The sequence below is a fragment of the Chitinophaga sp. HK235 genome, assembly GCF_018255755.1.
Taxonomy (GTDB): domain Bacteria; phylum Bacteroidota; class Bacteroidia; order Chitinophagales; family Chitinophagaceae; genus Chitinophaga.
Genome location: NZ_CP073766.1, coordinates 452630 through 474278, shown reverse-complemented (window position 1 = coordinate 474278; position 21649 = coordinate 452630). Strand labels below are relative to the sequence as shown.

Sequence of the window (21649 nt, the reverse complement as noted above, 5' to 3'; positions counted from 1 at the left end):
CCATTGATGAACACGTTATCTTCTATAATCTACATGGTTTGGTTTCTGTCAGAAATATTGCTGCATCGTATACTGAGAGGCGGAGCCGCCGAGGACAAAAAGAGTAAGGACAAGGGCAGTCTGGCCTATATCTGGATCATCATACTGATCTGTATCAACGCGGCTGTATACATTTCCTTTAAAACACATTTTCCTATCCGGCAGGATGGCGGTAATATGACCTATATCGGGCTCTCCATCATACTGTTGGGCATGCTGCTGCGTTTCTATGCTATTGCCTCGTTGGGCAGGCTTTTTACGGTGGTAGTCACGATACGTAAAGACCATCATGTAAAGAAAGATGGTATCTACGCTGTTCTCCGGCATCCTTCCTATGCCGGCTCCCTGTTATCATTTCTGGGCTTTGGCCTGTCGCTGAATAACTGGATAAGTCTGGTTGTCATCTTTATACCGGTACTGGCGGCATTTATTTACCGGATGGATATTGAAGAAAAAGTGCTGACAGAGCAGTTTGGCGCGGAATACAGCGACTATATGAAACATACCAGCAGGATTATTCCGTGGATTTATTAAGTGTCCTATTCAATAATAAAAAAGCCCTTGGAGCGATCTCCAAAGGCTTTCATTTATGAAGGCTAAAAAAACTAGTTGTTTAGATTCGGATTATTCTGCACTTCACTTAGCGGTATGGCAAACAGGTAATAAGGGCTGTTGGCCTTAAACGGACTTTTATCCGGTAAATTCAGGGTACGGTGCCCTACCCCATGTACCGCTACAACAGAGCCATCCGGCTGTATAACGTTGATAATGCTGTCGCCTCCGTTGACGGACTTAAACGCTTTCCTTACTACGGTGCCGCCTGTACGAATAATATCCACCAGCGAGAATCCTTCTCCCCACAGTTCCTTTCTTCTTTCCAGCAGGATACTGTCCAGCACGGTACCGGTGCCGGCAGGATTAAATGCTGCTGCGTTCCTGGCAGCTCTCAGCACGTTGAGCGCATCGGCTGCTTTGGCGGTATTACCTGTACGGGCATGTGCTTCCGCCTCAATCAGGTACATCTCGGCAGAACGCATCAGCACCACATCTGCTACCAGCGCACCCGGATCACGGAAACGGAACTTCTTGTACAACAGCGCACCCGGACCGGTAGTATTCCATTGGAACAAACGGAAACGAACGTCAGTGCTGTCAAAATGGCCCTGAAAATAAGGATCAGCTTTAAAGCTTTTATAGTAGGATACCGGCGTAGACACATCCAGAAAGGTAAAAGTAGAAGCCGCTACATTCTGGTTAGGTGTCTGCGGCTGGCCCCAGATCCATTCCACATTGCTCACATCATTAAAGCCTTTGTTATAGTCGTCTCCTGACATCAATGTGTAGCCTTTACGTGCCGCTACGGCTGCATCGATCGCTTTAGCCGGCTGGTTGCTGTAGAGATACGCCCTGGCCAGCAAACCATTCACTACGTTGCCATTTATTTTAAATTTCTGGGTGGCATCGCGGGTATAGCCGGACAACAATGGAACAGCTGCTTCCAGGTCACTGATGGCCTGCTGATACACCTGTGTTACAGTAGCTCTGGGTTTGCCGGGTGTGCTGGGATCAGCAGGTGTAGTATAGATGGGAACTGACTTTGCAGCAGCATTGTTGGTCACTCCAAAGGAATAAAATTCCGCAAGGGTAAGGTAGCAGTAACCACGCAGTGCGGAAGCCTGTCCTTTCAGAATTTTACGCTTGGCGTCATCTCCAGGTACCTGGTCTATTTTAGACAGGAAATTGTTACAGTTGTCGATCACCTTGTAGAGGATGGTCCAGTAGGCGCTCACCCTGTTTTTGGTGTTATCGGCCATTTCATTGAACGTATAGGCGTCCCTGAAACCATAGGCAGTGGTTACAGCCACATCGCTGCCCATTGCATCACTGGTAAGGTCCAATGATTTAATACCCGGCACGGCAAAGGTGAAATAGGTTTCGAACATGTAGGCCCATATCCCTGTCAAAGCTGTTTCGGCATTATCTACCGAATTAAACACCTGGTCATCCGGCACTGCATTGGTAGGCTTCGTGTCCAGAAAGTCTTTATGGCAGGCTGTCAGGGCGGATATGGAGAATATGATGATAAATAAAAGACGGTGCTTTTTCATGATGCTGTTTTTAGAAACTCAGATTAATACCGGCAGAAAGTGTTTTCACAGCCGGATAACGATAGTAGGTGGTGCCGCCTACAGTTTGTTCAGGATCCATGCCCTGGTGGTTGTAGAGCGTGATCAGGTTTTCACCCTGGAGATAAACAGTCACGTTGTTAAGGTGCGCTCTTTCCATCAATGTTCTGGGCAATGAATAACTGAGGTTCACGCTTTTCAGCCTGGCATAGGTAGCATCATATAAAAAGCGGGTAGATGCTGCAGTCCAGGAAGGCGCCACAGTATTCAACTGTGGTACATCTGTATTACGGTTGGTAGGTGTCCAGGCGTTGAGCATTTCGGTAGACCATGCACGGCCGGCAGACGAGCCCAATCCCATCAGGAAAGTGTAGTCATTATCCAGCACCTTACCTCCAAAACTATACGTAATCAGGAAGGAGAACGAAAAGTTTTTGTAGGTGAAGGTATTGGTCAGGCCGCCGTACAGGTCTGGCAATGAAGAGCCGGAGTAGTACTGGGTTGCCTGGCTGTAGTTGCTGGTGTCTTTAATAGATCCGTCAGGATTGGTAAACTTCCAGAGCGGCTGACCAGTGTTGGGATCCACGCCAGACCACTGACGAAGATAGAAGTCATAAATAGACTTGCCTACCATCAGCTTTTTGGTGCCGGAGATGATCTCTTTCTGTGGCAGACTGGTGACCTTATTCCGGTAGTGGGTCATGTTGAGGTCCACGTTCCAGCTGAAATCTTTAGTTCTTATTGGTGTACCATGCAGGTTGATATCTATACCGGTATTCTTCAGGGCACCTATGTTTTCATCTACAGATGCATATCCGATAGAAAGTGGTTTAGGTCTGGAGTAGAGCAGGTCCTGGGAGCGGCGGATAAAGAATTCCGCACTACCACCAAAGCGGTTTTCGAACATACTCCAGTCTACCCCTGCATTGAGGTTGAGATTAGTTTCCCATTTCAACTTGTCGTTGAAGAGGCTCTGACGATAAGTGCCTCCCATACCAAGGTTACTGTTAATAGCATATAATGGCAGGTAGTTGTAATAACGGGCTGGCCCCAGGTTATCGTTACCCTGTCCGCCGTAGCTGACACGGAATGAGAGGAGGTTGAGCCAGGATTTATCTTTCAGGAATGTTTCTTCAGAAGCTTTCCAGGAAGCGCCTAAAGACCAGAAGGTACCCCAGCGCACCTTGGGTGCAAAGCGGGAAGAACCATCACCACGAAGCGAAGCGGAGAAGAAGTATTTACCGGCGTAGTCATATTCTGCTCTTCCCAGGTAACTGGACAGGCTATAATTATCGGAATAACCGGTCAAGCCGGTGATCAGCGCCGCATCAGCAGGTTCATCGATACCTGGTACGGAGAATCCGGATTTGGAACCTTCCACAAAGGTATAGGTGAATTTATAGGCTTCCTGTCCTGCAAGCAGGTTCAGGTGATGTTTTTCATTGAAAGTGTTTTCGTAGGTCAGGATATTGTTGAAGGTCCAGCTGAAAGTGCGATAGTTACCTTTTACTACGGTACCGCCTACTTCGGCATCGAAACCGAGGGTAGGGTTGGTATAGTCGTGTCCTACACGGGAAGAATAATCTGCGTTGTAGCTGGTTTTAAACTTCAGTCCTTTCCAGAGGGTGGCTTCGCCGTATACACGAACAGACACGTCGTCGCGGATGGTATCGTGTTTGTCGATGCCGGAAGTCTGTATCAGGTTAGTTCTTGGATTAGCCGGGTCAGGGCGGTAAGAACCGAAATCGAATATTCTGTTACCCTTGGCATCCAGTAAATAGGCGCCGGTATTGGGGTCGCGCTGATAGATTGGATACATGGGGCCCATGAGGCGGCCGTAGTTGACATAGTTGTCGCTCCGGCTGTCTTCTGTGGGAGGCGCCTGCTGGTCGGAATGGGCAGCGCTGAGGTTTAGCCCTACTTTCAGCCATTTGCGGGCGTCGATATCGAGGTTGGAGCGGACGTTGTAACGTTTGAAACCGGAGCCCAGGTAAATACCCTGGTCATCGAGGTAACCGCCGGAGATAAAGTATCTGGTTTTATCGGTAGCGCCGCTGATGCTCAGGTTAGCTTCCGTACGGTGTCCGGTGCGTTGCATACCTTTAACCCAGTCGTCGTTCCAGAGGGGTTTAGCGCCGGCTACCAGTTTACCATCGGTACCTACCGGCTGCGGATAGGCGCTGCCGTAAGGATTGATGCCCAGTTCTCCAACCAGGTCACGGCTGGCATTTCTGGCGGCAGTAGCGGAATCCTGGCTGCCCAGGTTTTCGTTGAAAAGTGCACGCCAGTACATTGGGAAATACTGATCGGTAGATACCCTGTTATAGTCACTCACTGCTCTTTTAGAGTAACCCTGACTAACGCGAAGGTCTATACTGGCACCTTTTGCTCTTCCTTTTTTAGTTGTGATGATGATCACACCATTAGCACCACGGGAACCATAAAGAGCGCTGGAAGCAGCATCTTTCAGGACACTGATGGATTCAATATCGAAAGGATTGATAGCGCTGAGATTACCACCATAAGGCACTCCATCTACCACATACAGCGGATCTGCAGAAGCGTTGATAGAGCCTACTCCGCGGATACGGATGGTAGCGTCTGAACCAGGCTGGCCGCTCTGGGAAGCGCTTTGCACGCCCGGAGCCAGCCCCTGTAATGCTTTAGTGACGCTGGACACCTGTCTGTTTTGCAGCTCGGCGCCTTTTATCTGTGATACCGAACCGGTATAGGAACTCTTTTTAGCGGTACCATAAGCCACAATCACCACTTCATCGATATTTTTACCGGCCGACTGCAGTGATATCTGAATCGGTGATGTACTGACAGGCACTTCCTGCGGTACCATGCCTACATAGCTGATGACCAGTGTAGTGGCTGCAGGATCAGTAACCTCCAGGCGGAAGGAACCATCAGGTCCTGACAGTACACCTTTCGTCGTTCCTTTGATGACGATGGTGGCACCCGGAAGTGGTTCTTTGTCTTTTGCCGACAGGACAATACCGGTAACTGTACGGACCTGTGAAAAGGCTGCCAGTGGCCCCAGCAGCAATAAAAAAATTAATAATCGTTGTAACATAAGCCTATGGTAGTTGATTTGGAGACGAATGACAATAGAAAGCCGCATCTGCTGTAAACAGATATTGTAGCGATGTTTCCCATTGTGTTTGATACAGTGACAGCTATCTTCCGGAAGCAGTAAATGTTGCTGTAACCTGGTATTTCGGAAGATCTGTTGTGCAGAGGATTATTTGGTTTTAACTACAGCAACAACAACTTTGATTGATGCCATAAACAGGCTGGTTCTTCTGTTCCATAATCGGTTCCCTTTATTATTTAGTGTTTGATTATTTATTACTCTACGTATCCTATAGACTAATGGGATGCAAAGCTAGGGTGTTTGTTCCTTATCAACAAAAGAAATGTTAAAAAAGTTGAAAAATAACTGTGACGGAGGATGATAAATGCTGATGGGGAGATGATCAACCAGAGATATGGTGGGATAATGAAGGATTACCTTTTGTGCATCAGGAGGACGATGATCACGCCGGAAGTAGTGAGTGTGATGTTAGCCACTGCATATGCAACGGTATAGCCTAATGCAGGCACTTTGCTGTTGAGGGCATCCTGGACAGCCAGCAGCGGGGCAGACTCGTCATGTGCGCCTGCGCAGGCACCCAATCCTATTGCCGGATGAAATTTAAAAACGTATTTGGAAAGAAAGAGGGCCACTACCATTGGCAGCAGACTCAATACCATCCCTGCCAAAAACAAGGTAAGCCCTTCCTGTTTTAATCCCAGTAAAAAACCTTCACTGGCAGAAAGACCCACTATAGCAATAAACACATGCAGTCCCAACTTGGTAAGCACCCATTGCGAAGCAGGTGGGATATAACCCAGACGTGGATTTACACTCCGCAGCCATCCAAAGAAAAGGCCCGCCAATAGCGCACCTCCGCTGGTACTCAGTTCTACCGGCACATTACCAATATGTACGCTCATAGCTCCGATCAGCGTACCCAGCACAATACCGCCGGCCAGATAGGGAATATCTGTTTCCACTCCTACCCTTTCTTTAAAGCCCAGGATGGTCACCGCCAGATCCAGTTCTTCCTGTATGCCTACCAATTCGGCCACATCCCCTTTCTGCACAATGGTATTGGCTTCCAACGGTATTTCAATTCCTGCGCGGGTAATTTTACGGACACTGATACCATGCAGTTGCGGATGACGCAGCAATACTTTGATAGGCTTATTGATGGCCGTTTTACAACTGATCACCACATTGTAAGTCTGTACAGGAAAAGTCAAGAGATCTGCATCTGCCACTTCCTTGCCCAGCATCGATTCAGATGCAATAGCCGCCGAACGCTGTCCTCCCAGGGCAATGATATCACCTGTACGTACTACGAAATCCTGTGGTGTCGCCATTATTTCCCCCTGCCGTCTTACACGCAACACATACAGCAATCTTTTTTTACGACGGAAAGAAGTTTCCAGCTCTCCTACTGATTTGCCTGCTTCACCCACCAGTTCAGGGTTTACCAGGTAAGCCCGAAAAGCCACATGGTCGTAGGCATATTTGATACCACCATCTTCATCTGCAGCGGTGTCGGCAAGGGTGGCTTCCAGCGCCTTTGTTTCTTCAATCAGTTTTTCGCGGCTTCCCGACATAAACCAGGGCCCGATCACAGAGAGAAACCAGCTGGTACCGGCAGTGCCGAAAATATAGGTGACAGCATACGCAACAGGTATCTGGTTAATCAGTCGTTCCTTATCAGCTATACTGATATCCAGTTCATTGATGGTATTGGAGGACACACCAATGATAGCTGAACAGGTGTTGGCACCCGACATCAGTCCGGCCGTGGTACCCGTATCGAAACGAAGTATTGAAGCGATGGCCCAGCAGAAAAAGAGACTGCTGCAACAAACGATAAAAGAGAAAATAGCGATGGGCAACCCATCTTTTTTTAATCCCTGAAAAAACTGTGGTCCTATGCTGTAGCCGGTACAGAACAGGAACAGGAGAAAGAAGACTGATTTAGCGGCACCTGGAATCTGTATATGTATTCCGCCAATGATGATGCCTACCAGCAACACGCCAGTCACTGTTCCCAGCGTAAAACCTTTAATACGGACCCTACCCAGCAGGAAGCCGATGAGCAGGGTTAGCATGACCGCAATTTCCGGGTATTTCTGTAGTGTTTCAAACAGCCAGGTAAGCATAAACGAAGATTTTCCGTTTATATTACAATCCGGCTTGTCTGTTGGTTCGGTGATCAGTTACCGCTTTCGAAGCCGTGGTCTATCAGCCAGTTGCCGCTGTCTGCTGCCTGAGTGGCCAGTTCATCACAGCGGTTGTTCAAAGGGTTGCTGGCGTGACCTTTCACCCATTGCATTCTTACTTTATGTTTTCTGTAGAGCGGGATAAAGCGCAGCCAGAGGTCTTTATTTTTTTTGTCTTTGAAGTTGGTTCTTACCCAACCCCAGATCCATCCTTTTTCGATACTATCTACCACATATTTACTGTCCGTAAAAATGGTCAGTTCCTGTCCGTCTTTTTTTAACGCTTCCAGGCCGGTGATGACCGCCAGTAGTTCCATGCGGTTGTTGGTCGTTTTACGATACCCCTGCGACAGTTCTTTACGCACACTACCCCATAACAGTACTACGCCATACCCTCCCGGTCCGGGATTACCACGGGATGCGCCATCAGTATATATTTGCAATTCAGCCATAGCAGCGGCAAATATAACGTTCATTTGAATATTTACAGATTTGGTTATTTGGATATTTTGTTGATGCAGGCAGATTTTGTTTTGTAAAATATCCAAATAACCATCTGTATAACTTCCTTATACCTGGAACACGCCTACGTTGAAAGGATGTTCCAGTGGGGCATTGTCAGCGGCTTTGATACCTTCTGAAATCCGTTGACGTGTTTCGGTAGGCTCAATGATCTCATCCACCCAGAGGCGGGCAGCTGCATAATAAGGGGTAGTCTGACTGGTATATTTATCTGTAATTTCCTTGAGCAGGCGGGCTTCTTCATCAGGGGTGATTTCCTGTCCTTTGGCTTTGAGGGAAGCCACCTGTATCTGCAATAATGTTTTGGCGGCCTGTTCTCCTCCCATCACGGCTATTTTGGCGGAAGGCCATGCATAGATAAAACGGGGATCATAGGCTTTTCCGCACATGGCATAGTTACCTGCGCCATAAGAGTTGCCAATAATAATCGTGATTTTGGGTACCACGGAATTGGCTACTGCGTTTACCAGCTTTGCACCGTCTTTGATGATGCCGGCATGTTCGCTGCGGCTGCCCACCATAAAACCGGTTACGTCCTGCAGGAATACCAGCGGGATTTTTTTCTGGTTACAGTTCATGATAAACCTGGCGGCCTTGTCGGCGCTGTCGTTGTAGATTACGCCGCCCATCTGCATTTCGCCTTTACGGCTTTTCACAATTTTACGCTGATTAGCTACAATGCCTACCGCCCAGCCATCGATGCGGGCGTAGCCACAGATAATACTTTTGCCATAGTCCTGTTTGTACTGGTCGAAAGCAGAATCGTCTACCAGACGGGAGATGATTTCGAGCATATCATAAGGGCGGGTGCTGTCTGCGGGCAGGATTCCGTTGAGATCTTCTTCCGGCAGGGCTGGCGGTACAGGCGTAATGCGATCAAAGCCAGCTGTGGTGCCATGGCCTATTTTGCTCACGATGCGCTTTACCTGGTCGAGGCATTCTTCATCTGTTTTAAATTTATAGTCGGCGATACCGGATATTTCAGTATGGGTAACGGCACCACCTAACGTTTCCGCATCTACGTCTTCTCCGATAGCTGCTTTTACGAGGTAAGGACCGGCCAGAAAGATAGAACCGTTGCCTTCCACCATCAGTACTTCATCGCTCATGATGGGAAGGTAGGCACCGCCGGCTACGCAGCTACCCATTACGGCAGCGATCTGGGTGATACCCATGGCGCTCATGCGGGCATTGTTGCGGAAGATACGGCCGAAGTGTTCCTTGTCAGGGAAAATTTCATCCTGCATAGGTAAAAATACACCGGCACTGTCTACCAGATAGATCACGGGGAGATGGTTTTCCATGGCGATCTCCTGCAGGCGCAGATTTTTTTTGCCAGTCATCGGAAACCAGGCGCCGGCTTTTACAGTCATATCGTTGGCAACGATCATACACTGACGGCCGCTTACATAGCCGATCCCGCCGATGGTGCCGGCAGCGGGGCATCCACCGTATTCCGGATACATTTCATAGGCGGCAAAGGCTCCTATCTCTGTAAAAGGAGTGTCCTTATCGATCAGGTACTGAATACGTTCCCTGGCAGTGAGCTTACCCCGTTGGCGTACTTTCTCCAGGCTTTTTTTACCTCCGCCCTGTTCAATAATTCCCATGCGATTTTTCATGGTGCTAATAGCCAGTCTCATGGCATCTTCATTCTTATTTGTTTCCAGATCCACTTGATTCATAACGTTTGGGTTTTACTTTAAAAATACCGACAAATAAGTTAAATTACGAATTATGGAGCTTACAGAACACCTTGCCTCTTCCATTGAGGCGTTATACAACGGCAAACCCTGGCTGGACGTCACTTTCAGGGAACATCTTTCCCGTGTGGATGCCAGGCAGGCTGTAAAAAGCCTTCAGGGGTCCAACAATATCTGGCAGATTGTGAACCATGTCATCTTCTGGCACCAGCGTGTTGAACGTTATATGCATAATGAGCCCCCAGAAAAAGACGGAGACCTGCCCGATTTTTATTCACCGGAAAATCATGGGGAGGAAAACTGGCAGGCTACCATCCACCGTCTGGAACATTCCTTCCAGCAGATAGCTGCCAGCATCCGCAAATTTCCGGAAGAAGAATTGTTTGACACCTTTCCCGGTACTGATAAAAAAGCCATCTACTACCTGCAGGGACTGGCTGAACATGATGCCTACCATCTGGGCCAGATCGTGATGCTGCAGAAATACCTTTGAGACATTTAGACATTTAGACATTTAGATATTTAGACATTTAGGGATTTTTAAGCGAAGTATTCACTTAAATCCATAAATATCTAAATCCTAAATCAGGCTCATATCATAACGTTGTTCATATAATTGCATTCCCCAAAGCTGGAGAAATTTCTCGCCGGTTTTACGGAAGCCCACCCTTTTGTACATGTCAATCGCGGTGGTATGGATACTGGTGGTCATCAGATAGATGGTCTGATAATTTTTTTCCCGGCAAAAGCTGATCGCTTCATTCAGCAGTCTTTTTCCCAGTCCTTTCCCCCGGTAGTCGGGATGCACCACAAACCAACGCAGCTGCGCCAGGTAACGGGATGATCCCAGGATAGCCACGGCACCAACGATCTTATTGTCTGCTATCGCCAGAAATACCCGGTCTTTATTGTTGTTATAGGTGGCCAGAAAATCCTGGAAGGTTTTGCATACATAGGCTTCAAATTCCAGGTTGTAGCCATATTCTTTGGCATACAGCTCCCCGTGCAGGTAAATAAGATAACCGATATCACCCGGTTGCAGATCATAACGGAAATGTATATCCGAAGATGCAGCCGGAAAGGCCTCACCTGCCAGTACAGCTTCGATCGTTTTCATGGCACCTGCCACCGCTTGTTGCTGCTGCTCCGGCAACGGAGCCAATATATCTCCGATCTGACCGGAAGATTTTTCGTCCAGGGCAGCCATCAGTTTTTTGCCTTTGGCTGTGAGCTGCAACAGATAACTACGGCCGTCGGCAGATGACTTATGCCGGGACACCAGGCCGTTGGTCTCAAACTTTTTTAGCATGCGGCTCAGGTATCCACCATCTATTTTCATGAGGCTGGTCAGATGCCCTGCTGTACATTTTTCGGTTTGTGCCAGTTCGTACAATACCCTCACTTCAGACAGAGAATAATTACTTTCCAGGATATGCTGGTCCAGCAGTCCTATTACCCCGGTATAAAAGCGGTTGAAGTGGCGGATATCTGCCACCAGTGATGCATTGGATGACATAGAAAATTGTTTGTCAGGCTAAATTACGAAAATAGTTGACAATGTCAACTATTTAATTTGACTAAGTCAACTATTTTTCAGCCTATCCAGGTCCTCCTTTTTTGCAATTATACGTGTCAGTCATCTCCTGTAAAAAATCAACCTATAGCAAAAAAGACGTAAAAAACACCCCTGCAATGGGGGTACACTTAATAGTCTAAGATGTTATATTTGTGATTTAGCACTTTTCAACCGTGCCGTCTTGATTAAAACAGATTTATGTCGCCAGGATTATTATTCTCATTTGTCATTGCCTACTTTGTCATTTTATTGATCGTTGCCTGGTATACCGGCCGGGGTTCCAACAATGAATCCTTTTTCATCGGAAACCGTAACAGTAACTGGATGCTGGTAGCATTTGGTATGATCGGTACTTCCCTGAGCGGGGTTACCTTTGTGAGTGTACCGGGGGCAGTGGGCAAAGACGCCTTTACCTATTTTCAGATCACGCTGGGGTATTTTATTGGTTATATCACCATTGCGTATGTACTGATTCCACTTTATTACCGGCTGCAGCTTACGTCTATCTACAATTACCTGAGCAGCCGTTTCGGGGTGCTTTCCTACAAAACGGGAGCCTCCTTCTTTATCCTCTCCCGTACACTGGGCGCCACCGCCCGCTTGTACCTGGTGGTACGTATCCTGCAAGATGCCATCCTCTCCAGCTTCGGGGTGCCTTTCTGGGTCACTACCCTCATCATTCTTTTCATGATCCTGGTGTACACCTATGAGGGCGGTGTAAAAACGATCGTTTATACCGACACGCTGCAGACCACCTGTATGCTGGCTGGTTTGATCATCTGCGTATTTTATATCCTTCATGCCATGGACATGAACCTGGTCCAGAGTATTGCTGCCATGCAGGAAAAAGGGCTGACCAGGATCTTTGAATTTGATCCCAACAGCAAGCTCTTTTTTGTGAAGCAGATACTGGCCGGTGCCTTCATTACGATTACCATGACAGGTTTAGACCAGGAAATGATGCAGAAAAACATCTCTGTAAAAACCCTGGCCGACTCCAAGAAAAACATGGTATCCCTGGCCTTTATCATGCTGATTGTTATAGGCCTGTTTCTGTTCCTAGGCGGCTTGTTACACCTGTATGGAGCACAAAACCAGGTGACTGCTACCGGCGATGCCCTGTTTCCGGCCCTGGCCCTGCATCATATGCCACCGGTTATTTCCGTGATCTTTATCATCGCTCTGATATCCGCCCTGTTTCCCAGTGCAGATGGTGCGATGACTGCCCTCACCTCTTCCCTCTGTATCGACATCCTCGATATGCAGCGCCGTACCGACTGGACAGAGGCTCAGAAGAAAAAATACCGTCAGCGCATCCACCTGATGATGGCCTTTATCTTCCTGTTGTTTGTGATGGTGTTTGAGTGGGTGAATAACAAGAGCATGATCGGGGTTATCCTGAAAGTGGCCACCTATACATATGGGCCGCTGCTGGGGCTGTTTGCATTTGGTATTCTCACCAAAAGGGTTGTCAACGACCGGCTGGTACCTATTGTTTGTATCGTGGCTCCCATCCTTTGTTTCCTGGTAGACAACTATCAGTCTGTACTGTTTGGTCAGTTCCAGATAGGCCTGGAGCTGCTGATCATCAACGGTCTGTTTACCTATATTGGTCTGCTGTTGATTTCAAAGAAAAACGATTAATAAATAGCTACCTTATTTCATAAAAAAGCGGCGGAGCAATATGCTCCGCCGCTTTTTTATGGTTTATTCATCAATATCCCTTGACTTATTGAGGTGATGTAGTTCGAGAATAGTAGTCCTCCCGTTATCACTCTCCCGGTACATAGATACAAATTTGCGGTTGAACAGAATTTCCTGGTAGGTGTAGGAAGTGCGTTGCAATACCGTATTGGCATATATGTCATTAAATCCTTTCACCAACACATAAATTTCCACGTCTGAATTCCGCATGTCATCTGCATTAAACCCCAGCAACGGGCTGTTTTCATCGATGGGGTGTACAACGGTCCAGTTCATGGAAAGACTATCGATTTTTGCTCTTTCCAGTGTCAGGTTATAAAATTTGTAGACCGGCGTGCCATCTTCCACTATCTGTAAACCCATGGTCACAGTCACATCTACATTAGTCAGTGTCTGGTTCTCCTTATAGGAAGCGAAGCGGAACATCAGGCCGGTCGAATCCCTGTAGGGACATACCAGCGCATTTTCGCTGAACACCAGGTGAGCCCTTGGCCTCGAAAAACGGCCATACATCAAACCTGTGGCCACAGCAAAAGACAAGAAGCCAGACATAGCCTCGATGGCAGCCACAATATTTGCACCATCACCAATAGGATTTATGCGGCCATAACCCACGGTGGTAAAAGTTTCTGTGCTGAAGAAAAATACTTCCTTGAAGCGCGCCCACTTTGTTGCGCCGATGATGCCCTGCAGCTGGTCTGTGCCGATCATCCAATAAACACCTGTATAAAACAGGTTGATGGTAAAATAAAACAACAGGATTACACAGATGAATTTCCAGGCAGAGAGGTTAAGCAACATGTAGTAAACGCTGAAACGGTCCCAGAAGGGGCGGCCTTCTCTGCGAATGTTAAAAGAGCCATCGCGGTTGATAAACCGGCCTCCGTACCCACTGGGATTGGTACCGAAGCCAGTATCGTCATTTAATTTTGAAAACGGGTTGATCCTTTTTAGGAGCGACATATAACAGATAGTTTGAACAACAAAGCTAAAAAGATAATGTCATCCTCCCGCAGTTCTTAGCTACAACTCCCATCTGTAGAACAAACAGGTCCTTCTATTGTTTCCAGTGCAGTGAGTGGTTGGGCTTTGCGCCATTCATCAAAAGCCTGGGTCAGGGCCTGGGTAAAGGCTTCCACTGGTTGAGCACCAGCTACGCCATATTTACGGTCCAGCACAAAAAACGGTACACCGCGTGCACCCAGCTGCTGGGCTTCTCTCACATCGAGGTTTACTTCTCCCGAGAAATCATTGGAGGCCAGCATATCGGCCACCACCTTAGGGTTGAGACCTATCTCCTGTCCGATGGCTATCAGTGTTTCGTGATCGCTGATATCTTTTCCTTCAGTGAAGTAGGCAATAAAAAGCCTTTCTTCTGCCGCATCGCCCAATTGCTGTATTTTAGCCAGCTGTATCAGCCGGTGGGCATCAAATGAGTTGGCAATAACTGCTTTATCGAAGTTGTAGGTAAGCCCTACTTCTTTGGCAGAACCGGTGACTTGTTCATGCAGCTGAACAGAGCGTTCTCTGGACATTCCCTTGATTTCGGCCAGATGATCGTAAACACTGGTGCCTGGCATAGACTTCAGATCAGGGTTGAGCTGAAAACTTTTCCATTCCACCTGTATTTTATCTTTCTCCGGAAATTTGTCCAATGCCGCTTCAAACTTGCGTTTACCGATATAACAAAACGGACACATGATGTCCGACCATATTTCTACTTTCATCTTTTTCATCTTTCTTGTCAATAATGCTGGCAAAGTTAATATATTTGCTTTCCAAAAGTAAGCAGTTTCCCTAAGGTAAGTGCTTTACAAGAGGTAACCAGACAATATTTAGATATTTAGATATTTGGATATTTAGATATTTAGATATTTAAATATTGAAATGTCAAAATATTAAATGTGAAAATATGAATACTATAGAGACAGCCCCTTTAACAGTGCAGGAGAAATGTATGGGGTCTGGCGAGCATAAAGACTGTCATGAAGTGATCATGCCCGTGAGAGACGCGCTGGACGTGATTAACGGCAAATGGAAGCTGCCTATTATCATTGCTATCTCCCGCGGGCATAAGCGGTTCCGCGACATTGAGAGGAATATTCCAAAGATCACGTCCAAAGTGTTGTCCAAGGAGTTAAAGGACCTGGAAGCGCACAAGCTGTTAAAACGCAGCGTATACGACAGTCAGCCGGTGACTGTAGAATATACGCTGACGCCTTATGCCGCCACACTTAATCCGGTGATAGAGGCTTTATATACCTGGGGTAGCCAGCATCGCAAGACCATCTTTGGCACTCAGGACCAGGACTGATATTATTCTTCGATCTTCAGTACCACTTTGCCTCTGCCGGGGCCGCCCAGCTGGCTGTAGTCCTGTGCAGCCGCAGCTTTGGACAATGGTGCAAATACTTTTCTGATATAAGGCCGGATAAGGTCTTTGTCCAGCAGCTTAGCTACTTCCTGCATGGCGTGGAGGGTTTTGGTACCGGCCCATTCGGCGCGGATACCGGCAGCAGCGGTCTTCTCCGGAGAAGGTGGTTGTACCAGGCACAAAAGAATGCCTCCGGGTTTTACGAGTTGATAGGAACGGTCCAACGTATCGCCGCCTACGGTATCGAGTAACACATCTACCGGATCGGTATCTGTTTCGAAGGGGATGGTTTTATAATCTATCACCTCAGCAGCACCGAGTGATTTTACAAATTCGAGATTCTCGCCGGAAGCAGTCGCAATGACATAAGCGCCGGCATGGAAAGCCAGCTGAACCGCGAAATGCCCTACCCCTCCTGCGCCGGCGTGTATGAACACCCGTTGTCCCTTGGTCAGCTTACCCACCTCGAAAAGCGCGCCCCAGGCGGTTTTAGCACCACCACAGGCAGCAGCTTCCTCAAAGGAAAGATGGGACGGCTTGGGGAAAAGCTGCGCTGATGGCGCCACGGCACAGGCTGTGTAAGAACCATCTACTGCACCGTATACAGCCTGCCCTACTTTTTTGTCAGTGACACCTTCACCGAGGGCAACCACCACGCCCGATGCTTCTACGCCGGGGATATAGGGCAAAGGCCTTTGCATCATTCCTTCCCTGATTTTCCAGTCCACTGGATTTACGCCGCTGGCCACTATATCGATCAGCACTTCACCCGGACCTGGCACCGGTGCTGGTATTTCTTCGAGTTTCAGCTGGTCTGATCCGCCATAAGCATGTACCCTGATAGCCTGTATGTGTATGTCTTTCATAACTTCCGTTTTTACTGCCTAAATGTAATAAAAAGCTGGCAGGATTGGATCAGTAAGGCTTTTCCGGGCTACGGGCCAAAAATATTAGTTACCTTCGCCGTTCATATTTTAGTAGTAACATGACATTTGCAGATTTAAATCTGAACACCTCTCTTCGGAATGCACTCGACGAACTGGGCTTTAAACAGCCTACTACCATACAACAGCGGGCATTTTCAGTCATCATGTCTGGCCATGACGTATGCGGTATAGCACAGACCGGTACCGGTAAAACCTTTGCCTATCTGCTGCCTACCCTCCGTATGTTTAAGTTTTCCAAAGAGAAACATCCGCAGATACTGATTATGGTGCCTACCCGGGAATTGGTGGTACAGGTGGTGGAAGCCGTTCAAAAGCTGACCACTTATATGAGCGTGGAAGTGTTGGGTATTTACGGCGGCGTGAACATGAACCCGCAGATGGCAGCCGTGCAAAACAAGGTAGACGTGCTGGTAGCCACTCCCGGCCGCCTGTACGATGTAATCCTCAGCGGCGCGCTGAAGGTGAAATCCATCAAAAAACTCATTATCGATGAGGTGGACGAGATGCTGAACCTGGGCTTCCGTACGCAGTTGAAGAATATCATGGACCTGCTCCCGCAGAAAAGGCAGAACCTGATGTTTTCCGCTACCATTACTGAAGATGTGGAAGCGATCATCGGTACGCACTTCGACAACCCGATAAGGATAGAGGCCGCACCTACCGGTACCCCGCTGGAAAACATTGAACAGGTACTGTACCGTGTACCTAACTTTTATACCAAGGTAAACCTGCTGGAGCTGTTGATGACAAAAGATGAGAGCATGACCAAGACCCTCATTTTTGCCGGTACCAAACAGCTGGCCGATGACCTGTACGAACAGCTCAGTGTCAAGTTCCCGGAGAAAGTGGGTGTTATCCATTCCAATAAGGAACAGAACCATCGTTTCAATACTGTCAATCAGTTCCAGGCCGGCAACTACCGTTTCCTGATTGCCACTGATATTATTGCGCGAGGACTGGATATTTCGGAAGTGACCCATGTGATCAACTTCGACACGCCGGATGTACCGGAAAACTATATCCATCGTATTGGAAGAACGGGCAGGGCCGACAGGAAAGGTATTGCTATCCTGTTTAGCAAAGAGCAGGAATCCGAAGCACTGACAGCTATAGAAGAGCTGATGAATTATAGTATTCCGGAAAGACCTTTGCCGGAAGAGCTGGAGATCTCTGAAGTACTGACAGAGGATGAAAAACCCAAGGTGTTTATGCGGAATACGCTGGTGAAAGCACCTGCCAGAACAGAGGCTGGTCCGGCCTTCCATCAGAAGCTGGCCAAGAATATGAAGACCAACCGCAAGATCAGCCATAAGGATAAGATGATGCTGAAATACGGTAAACCGAAAAAACGCAAGCCAAAGAAAAGATAGTCACTATTGATCCCCGCTCCTATGGATGCGGGGATTTTTTTTGTTAGGACACCATGTTACTCCCCCTTCTCAGAGACTGATTTTACCAGCCCCATGCATGTATTAATTTCATAATCAGTCAATTGATTTTTTGTTAAGCATTTGTTACCGTTGCGTGGCGTTCAAAAGCGATTAACTAATTATTAACAAATTCAGTATCTTCCATAAAATCCACCTACCGGGTGGTCATCGAATATACACCAAATCAACTTGGTCTATCCAGAGAGCAGCAATTCCATATTAAACCCTACGTTTCAGCGATTTTAATTGAACTATGGAGGAAATGAAATACGCATGAGTGCCATTAATAATGATATTGAATTACTGGCAGCACTAAAGGCCGGCAATGTTACGGCGTTTGACCACTTCTACCATCTTTACCGGCAATGGCTGTTGATAACGGCCATGACTATACTGCAGGATGAAGATGAGTCGCAGGAGCTGGTACAGGAGTTTTTTATAGACTTCTGGCAGCATGCATTGTATAAACGGATAGATCTGAGTAATATCACTACATTAAAGAATTTTCTTTTTGTTAGTATCAAGAACCGTTGCCTCAATAAGATTTCCAAGGATGAAACACGTAAAAAGCGGCTGTCCTGGCTGCAGAACCCTCTCTATGTAACACCTGACTCCCGGCTTGAAAATAATGAACTGTATGCACAGCTGGAAGGCGCCATCAGTCTGTTGCCCCAGAAACAATCACAGGTTTTCCGGCTGGCTTACCAGGAGCACAAGACAAGAAAAGAGATTGCCGCGGTGCTGGAAATCAGCGAGGAGACTGTAAAAAAGCATGTAGCTACCGCTTTAAAGACGCTTCGTCAGCTCCTGGAAAAAATACGTTTCTGAAATACCCCGCCCCGATAAAATTTCTGTTATTATGATTGATGAAGAATCTGGTGAACATATATCAGCTGATGACGGAAAAGAAAGCCGGCATTATTTCCGCCTCTGACGAAGCGTTATTGGAGGCTTATATGGAAGAAGTGCCGCAGGTACGAGAGATGTGGGAAGTCATTGAATCCGGCAAGCAGTTGACCGGTAATATGCCCTGGCGGAATACCTATAGCATCGTTGATCCTCAGGAAAAAAAGAAATCCCTTCAATGGGGCATTGCCATAGGGCTGATACTATCGCTGGCTACCGCCGGCTGGTACCTGATACATAAGTCGGACAGCAATATTGTCTTCATGCACCCTATCAATGTATCACCTGCCATAGCGCTTGAACTGGCCGATGGCAGTATCCGCAGCCTGACTGATAACACCACTGCCATTTATATCGGAGAACAAAAATTGTCCCTGCAACCTGGTACCTTATCGCTGGAATCAGCCAACAACCTGCCTTCCGGCGTCAATACCCTCTGCATACCCAACGGCAACCACTATAAGGTTGTCTTGTCCGACGGCTCAGAGATATGGGTTAATTCAGCTTCCCAGATACAGTTTCCTTTTGCTTTTAATGATGGTACCCGGGAGATCAGCCTTTACGGGGAGGCTTACTTTAAGATCGCTGCCAATGCCCGGCAGCCTTTTTTGCTACATCTGCCCAATAGTACCATACAGGTACTGGGCACCAGTTTTAATGTGAATGCCTATGACCGTAACAATATTTGTGTATCCCTTACCGATGGTGCCCTCCGTATGATGGCAGGGCGGCAGAATGTGCTGCTCAAACCAGGCCAGCAGGCTATCTACAGCGAAAATACCCGCAGCTTCAAGGTGCAACCCTGTGAGGCAAACGAGGCCGCTGCCTGGCACAGAAAGCAGTACTATTTTTCGAGCGTAACCCTTGCCGGACTGAAAACAGTTGCATTTCGCCGCTATGGCCGCCATGGTGTCATCGATACCTTTCCGGCCGCCCAGCGCGTATTCACTGAAAGCAACGGCGGGGACAAACTCCCAGCCGGAATGCTGCTGCCGGCGCCCCTCCATCAGGATGACAGCGCCCGGTTGCTGCAATAGCACCTGATCAAAAACCACTACCAGATGAAAGCTACCAAAATCCTGTACATTGAAAGGGAGGACCAGGCGTTTACGCCTCATCAGAACATCCCTACCGCCTTCAGGGACCAGCTGATCCCGTATGCACGGTTTTATTTTCAAGAAGACAATGATGGTTGTATTCTCGACCAGAACATCCGTGCCGGGGAATTCTCCATCTGGGCACACCACATTCATATGCGGCCCGGCGTGGAAGTACGTCCCTGCACCCAGTACCAGGTGATCACCCTGCATGCTTATGATGACATGAACACAGGCACCCCCGGTAATCAGCTACCGCTGGAAAAGGAAGTATGTCTGTTTAATATGATGGCCTCTGAAGAACCGGTTCTTCCCGGTACACAACAGCCACACAGCTTTCATATCAACATTGAACCGGACTCTCTGCGGGAGCTGGCCAGAGAGTTTCCGTTGCTCCATTCACTGGCAGCCATTCCTGTTTCCAATGTTACCGGACCGCTGCATAAAGCACCTTTTCAACTCAACGCTGTAAGCCGCCTGATACGTGACCGCATGCTCAGCGCCAAACATATCGGCAACAGTGCCTATAGCTTCTTCCGCCGTAATGCCGCCGATTTTTACGGCAACTATACCCGGCGGCTGATTGCTCCGCCCCCTATCATGATGAACCAGGAAAAACGCCAGCTACTGCATGATATCTTCAGCTATATCCTCAATCATCTGCATGAAAGTCTTACCTATAAAACACTGGAGCAAAAATTCGGTGTGGAAGAAGCGTTGCTGCGCAGACCTTTTGAACAGGAGTTTCACCTTACCATTCCGGAGCTGATACTGCAGGAAAAAATGGCCCTCGCCTTTGAGCTGCTGAGCACCCGCAATACACCGGTGTCTTATATCATGGACCGGCTGGGCTTTACAGCGCTGCCCTGCTTCCTGACCACCTTCGAAAAATATTACAAATGCGGGGCATTACAGGTAATGGATGCACAGTAACTATTACCTGACTTCTGTCTTCAGTAACTCTTTTACAAACAGATCTGCTGCCTTTTTCCGGTAAGTCCCTTTCTGCCAGAGGATATAAGCCCTGCGCAGCAGCGCCTTACCGGCAATAGGCACAGCCACGAGATTTTTCCAGCCATTGAGCGCCCGCTCATTCAGCAGGGTTACCCAGTGACCGCTTTCCAGCAGCGAGAGTATGGCATGCACATCGTTCAGCTCTATTTTTACAGCAGGGTATACTTTGTGTTTTTCCAGCACTTCACTCAAAAAATCACGGGAACTAAAGCCTTTGGATGCCAGGATCAGCTCCATGCCATCGAGACTTTTGAGATCGATTTCCTTCAGCTGCGCCATCGGATGTTTTTTGGATACAGCCATGACTATTTTGGAAGTGAACATTTCCTGGTACTCGAATTCCTTACCCGGCTTCAGCTGGTGAAAGGCCAGTATAAAATCCAGTTCTGAGGAACGAAGCTTCCGCTCCAGCTCTTCCGTATTGCCATAGTCCACGAAGATGCGAATGCCCGGGTATTTACCGGGAAAGGACGTGAGTGCCGGCAGCAGCAGCGAAGTGAATGCGTAGGTGGCGCCGATGCGCAGGTCGCCTGTCAACAGGTTCTGCAGGTCTTCTATGGCCTGTTTCCCTTTCTCCACATCCAGCAATACCTGGCGGGCATGCAGGAGGAATACACTGCCTGCTTCCGTCAGTTGTACATGCTTGCCCACCCGGTCAAACAGGGGCATGCCCAATTCTGTTTCCAGTGCTTTGATCTGCTGTGACAGGGTAGACTGGGTAATATACATAGCCGCGGCGGCGGCTGTAAAATGCGCTGTTTCTGCGGCTTTCACAAAATAAGCCAGTTGACGAAGCTCCATACATCAATCGGTTTTACTAATGGATATCATTAAAACAATCTATTTTACAAATATATCAATGTGAGCGAAATTTGCATCAATTGATTCTTAAAAGGAATGTCATCATTCCCGCTACATAAAT

The 21649-nt window shown here is 47.8% G+C and carries 18 protein-coding genes; 8 read left to right on the top strand and 10 right to left on the bottom strand.

Annotated elements, in window-relative coordinates:
* Window positions 1-6 precede the first annotated feature (6 nt).
* A complete protein-coding gene (locus tag KD145_RS01220) occupies window positions 7-573 on the top strand; it encodes an isoprenylcysteine carboxylmethyltransferase family protein (RefSeq protein ID WP_212004109.1) in 567 nt (188 codons plus the stop codon).
* A 71-nt stretch (window positions 574-644) separates the two neighbouring features.
* Here KD145_RS01220 and KD145_RS01215 read toward each other — a convergent pair whose 3' ends face one another.
* From KD145_RS01215 to KD145_RS01195, 5 genes are all read right to left on the bottom strand, one after another.
* Complete coding sequence (locus KD145_RS01215; RefSeq protein WP_212004108.1) at window positions 645-2147, bottom strand: RagB/SusD family nutrient uptake outer membrane protein; 1503 nt, start codon at window positions 2145-2147, stop codon at window positions 645-647.
* A 10-nt stretch (window positions 2148-2157) separates the two neighbouring features.
* Window positions 2158-5244: a TonB-dependent receptor gene (locus tag KD145_RS01210; protein WP_212004107.1), complete on the bottom strand. Its 3087-nt coding sequence runs from the start codon at window positions 5242-5244 to the stop codon at window positions 2158-2160.
* A gap of 434 nt (window positions 5245-5678) precedes the next feature.
* Window positions 5679-7394: an aspartate-alanine antiporter gene (aspT, locus tag KD145_RS01205; protein ID WP_212004106.1), complete on the bottom strand. Its 1716-nt coding sequence runs from the start codon at window positions 7392-7394 to the stop codon at window positions 5679-5681.
* A gap of 53 nt (window positions 7395-7447) precedes the next feature.
* The gene (gene rnhA / locus KD145_RS01200; protein WP_212006684.1) at window positions 7448-7906 is read right to left on the bottom strand and encodes a ribonuclease HI; all 459 of its coding nucleotides are present in this window, start codon (window positions 7904-7906) and stop codon (window positions 7448-7450) included.
* Between the two features lie 117 nt (window positions 7907-8023).
* Window positions 8024-9661 (bottom strand): acyl-CoA carboxylase subunit beta, encoded by a 1638-nt coding sequence (locus tag KD145_RS01195; RefSeq protein ID WP_212004105.1) that lies wholly within the window; start codon window positions 9659-9661, stop codon window positions 8024-8026.
* A gap of 52 nt (window positions 9662-9713) precedes the next feature.
* On the opposite strand from KD145_RS01195, the gene KD145_RS01190 reads away from it, so the two are divergent.
* Window positions 9714-10172, top strand: a complete 459-nt coding sequence (locus tag KD145_RS01190; RefSeq protein WP_212004104.1) for a DinB family protein — start codon at window positions 9714-9716, stop codon at window positions 10170-10172.
* Between the two features lie 87 nt (window positions 10173-10259).
* Here the strand turns inward: KD145_RS01190 and KD145_RS01185 are convergent, their stop codons facing one another.
* Window positions 10260-11195 (bottom strand): helix-turn-helix domain-containing GNAT family N-acetyltransferase, encoded by a 936-nt coding sequence (locus KD145_RS01185; protein WP_212004103.1) that lies wholly within the window; start codon window positions 11193-11195, stop codon window positions 10260-10262.
* A 258-nt stretch (window positions 11196-11453) separates the two neighbouring features.
* On the opposite strand from KD145_RS01185, the gene KD145_RS01180 reads away from it, so the two are divergent.
* A complete protein-coding gene (locus KD145_RS01180) occupies window positions 11454-12899 on the top strand; it encodes a sodium:solute symporter (protein WP_212004102.1) in 1446 nt (481 codons plus the stop codon).
* Between the two features lie 63 nt (window positions 12900-12962).
* Here the strand turns inward: KD145_RS01180 and KD145_RS01175 are convergent, their stop codons facing one another.
* The gene (locus KD145_RS01175; RefSeq protein ID WP_212004101.1) at window positions 12963-13922 is read right to left on the bottom strand and encodes an ion channel; all 960 of its coding nucleotides are present in this window, start codon (window positions 13920-13922) and stop codon (window positions 12963-12965) included.
* Between the two features lie 56 nt (window positions 13923-13978).
* A complete protein-coding gene (locus KD145_RS01170; protein WP_249219701.1) occupies window positions 13979-14695 on the bottom strand; it encodes a DsbA family protein in 717 nt (238 codons plus the stop codon).
* Between the two features lie 176 nt (window positions 14696-14871).
* Here KD145_RS01170 and KD145_RS01165 point away from each other — a divergent pair, with 176 nt between their 5' ends.
* Complete coding sequence (locus KD145_RS01165) at window positions 14872-15273, top strand: helix-turn-helix domain-containing protein (RefSeq protein WP_249219700.1); 402 nt, start codon at window positions 14872-14874, stop codon at window positions 15271-15273.
* Window positions 15274-15275: 2 nt separating this feature from the next.
* Here the strand turns inward: KD145_RS01165 and KD145_RS01160 are convergent, their stop codons facing one another.
* A complete protein-coding gene (locus KD145_RS01160; RefSeq protein WP_212004100.1) occupies window positions 15276-16199 on the bottom strand; it encodes an NADP-dependent oxidoreductase in 924 nt (307 codons plus the stop codon).
* A 119-nt stretch (window positions 16200-16318) separates the two neighbouring features.
* On the opposite strand from KD145_RS01160, the gene KD145_RS01155 reads away from it, so the two are divergent.
* From KD145_RS01155 to KD145_RS01140, 4 genes are all read left to right on the top strand, one after another.
* Window positions 16319-17650 carry a DEAD/DEAH box helicase gene (locus tag KD145_RS01155; RefSeq protein ID WP_212004099.1) on the top strand — a complete coding sequence of 444 codons (1332 nt, stop codon included), beginning with the start codon at window positions 16319-16321 and terminating at the stop codon, window positions 17648-17650.
* Window positions 17651-17983: 333 nt separating this feature from the next.
* Window positions 17984-18538: an RNA polymerase sigma factor gene (locus KD145_RS01150; RefSeq protein ID WP_212004098.1), complete on the top strand. Its 555-nt coding sequence runs from the start codon at window positions 17984-17986 to the stop codon at window positions 18536-18538.
* A gap of 38 nt (window positions 18539-18576) precedes the next feature.
* Window positions 18577-19653 carry a FecR family protein gene (locus KD145_RS01145; RefSeq protein WP_249219865.1) on the top strand — a complete coding sequence of 359 codons (1077 nt, stop codon included), beginning with the start codon at window positions 18577-18579 and terminating at the stop codon, window positions 19651-19653.
* Between the two features lie 24 nt (window positions 19654-19677).
* Window positions 19678-20646, top strand: coding sequence for an AraC family transcriptional regulator (locus tag KD145_RS01140; protein ID WP_212004096.1), 969 nt, complete (start codon window positions 19678-19680; stop codon window positions 20644-20646).
* A 3-nt stretch (window positions 20647-20649) separates the two neighbouring features.
* Here the strand turns inward: KD145_RS01140 and KD145_RS01135 are convergent, their stop codons facing one another.
* Window positions 20650-21528: a LysR substrate-binding domain-containing protein gene (locus KD145_RS01135; RefSeq protein ID WP_212004095.1), complete on the bottom strand. Its 879-nt coding sequence runs from the start codon at window positions 21526-21528 to the stop codon at window positions 20650-20652.
* Between the last annotated feature and the right edge of the window lie 121 nt (window positions 21529-21649).

Coding starts and splice junctions, on each gene's coding strand:
- KD145_RS01220 (WP_212004109.1), top strand. CDS start 7: ATGAACACGTTATCTTCTATAATCTACATGGTTTGGTTTCTGTCAGAA.
- KD145_RS01215 (WP_212004108.1), bottom strand. CDS start 2,147: ATGAAAAAGCACCGTCTTTTATTTATCATCATATTCTCCATATCCGCC.
- KD145_RS01210 (WP_212004107.1), bottom strand. CDS start 5,244: ATGTTACAACGATTATTAATTTTTTTATTGCTGCTGGGGCCACTGGCA.
- aspT (WP_212004106.1), bottom strand. CDS start 7,394: ATGCTTACCTGGCTGTTTGAAACACTACAGAAATACCCGGAAATTGCG.
- rnhA (WP_212006684.1), bottom strand. CDS start 7,906: ATGGCTGAATTGCAAATATATACTGATGGCGCATCCCGTGGTAATCCC.
- KD145_RS01195 (WP_212004105.1), bottom strand. CDS start 9,661: ATGAATCAAGTGGATCTGGAAACAAATAAGAATGAAGATGCCATGAGA.
- KD145_RS01190 (WP_212004104.1), top strand. CDS start 9,714: ATGGAGCTTACAGAACACCTTGCCTCTTCCATTGAGGCGTTATACAAC.
- KD145_RS01185 (WP_212004103.1), bottom strand. CDS start 11,195: ATGTCATCCAATGCATCACTGGTGGCAGATATCCGCCACTTCAACCGC.
- KD145_RS01180 (WP_212004102.1), top strand. CDS start 11,454: ATGTCGCCAGGATTATTATTCTCATTTGTCATTGCCTACTTTGTCATT.
- KD145_RS01175 (WP_212004101.1), bottom strand. CDS start 13,922: ATGTCGCTCCTAAAAAGGATCAACCCGTTTTCAAAATTAAATGACGAT.
- KD145_RS01170 (WP_249219701.1), bottom strand. CDS start 14,695: ATGAAAAAGATGAAAGTAGAAATATGGTCGGACATCATGTGTCCGTTT.
- KD145_RS01165 (WP_249219700.1), top strand. CDS start 14,872: ATGAATACTATAGAGACAGCCCCTTTAACAGTGCAGGAGAAATGTATG.
- KD145_RS01160 (WP_212004100.1), bottom strand. CDS start 16,199: ATGAAAGACATACACATACAGGCTATCAGGGTACATGCTTATGGCGGA.
- KD145_RS01155 (WP_212004099.1), top strand. CDS start 16,319: ATGACATTTGCAGATTTAAATCTGAACACCTCTCTTCGGAATGCACTC.
- KD145_RS01150 (WP_212004098.1), top strand. CDS start 17,984: ATGAGTGCCATTAATAATGATATTGAATTACTGGCAGCACTAAAGGCC.
- KD145_RS01145 (WP_249219865.1), top strand. CDS start 18,577: ATGAAGAATCTGGTGAACATATATCAGCTGATGACGGAAAAGAAAGCC.
- KD145_RS01140 (WP_212004096.1), top strand. CDS start 19,678: ATGAAAGCTACCAAAATCCTGTACATTGAAAGGGAGGACCAGGCGTTT.
- KD145_RS01135 (WP_212004095.1), bottom strand. CDS start 21,528: ATGGAGCTTCGTCAACTGGCTTATTTTGTGAAAGCCGCAGAAACAGCG.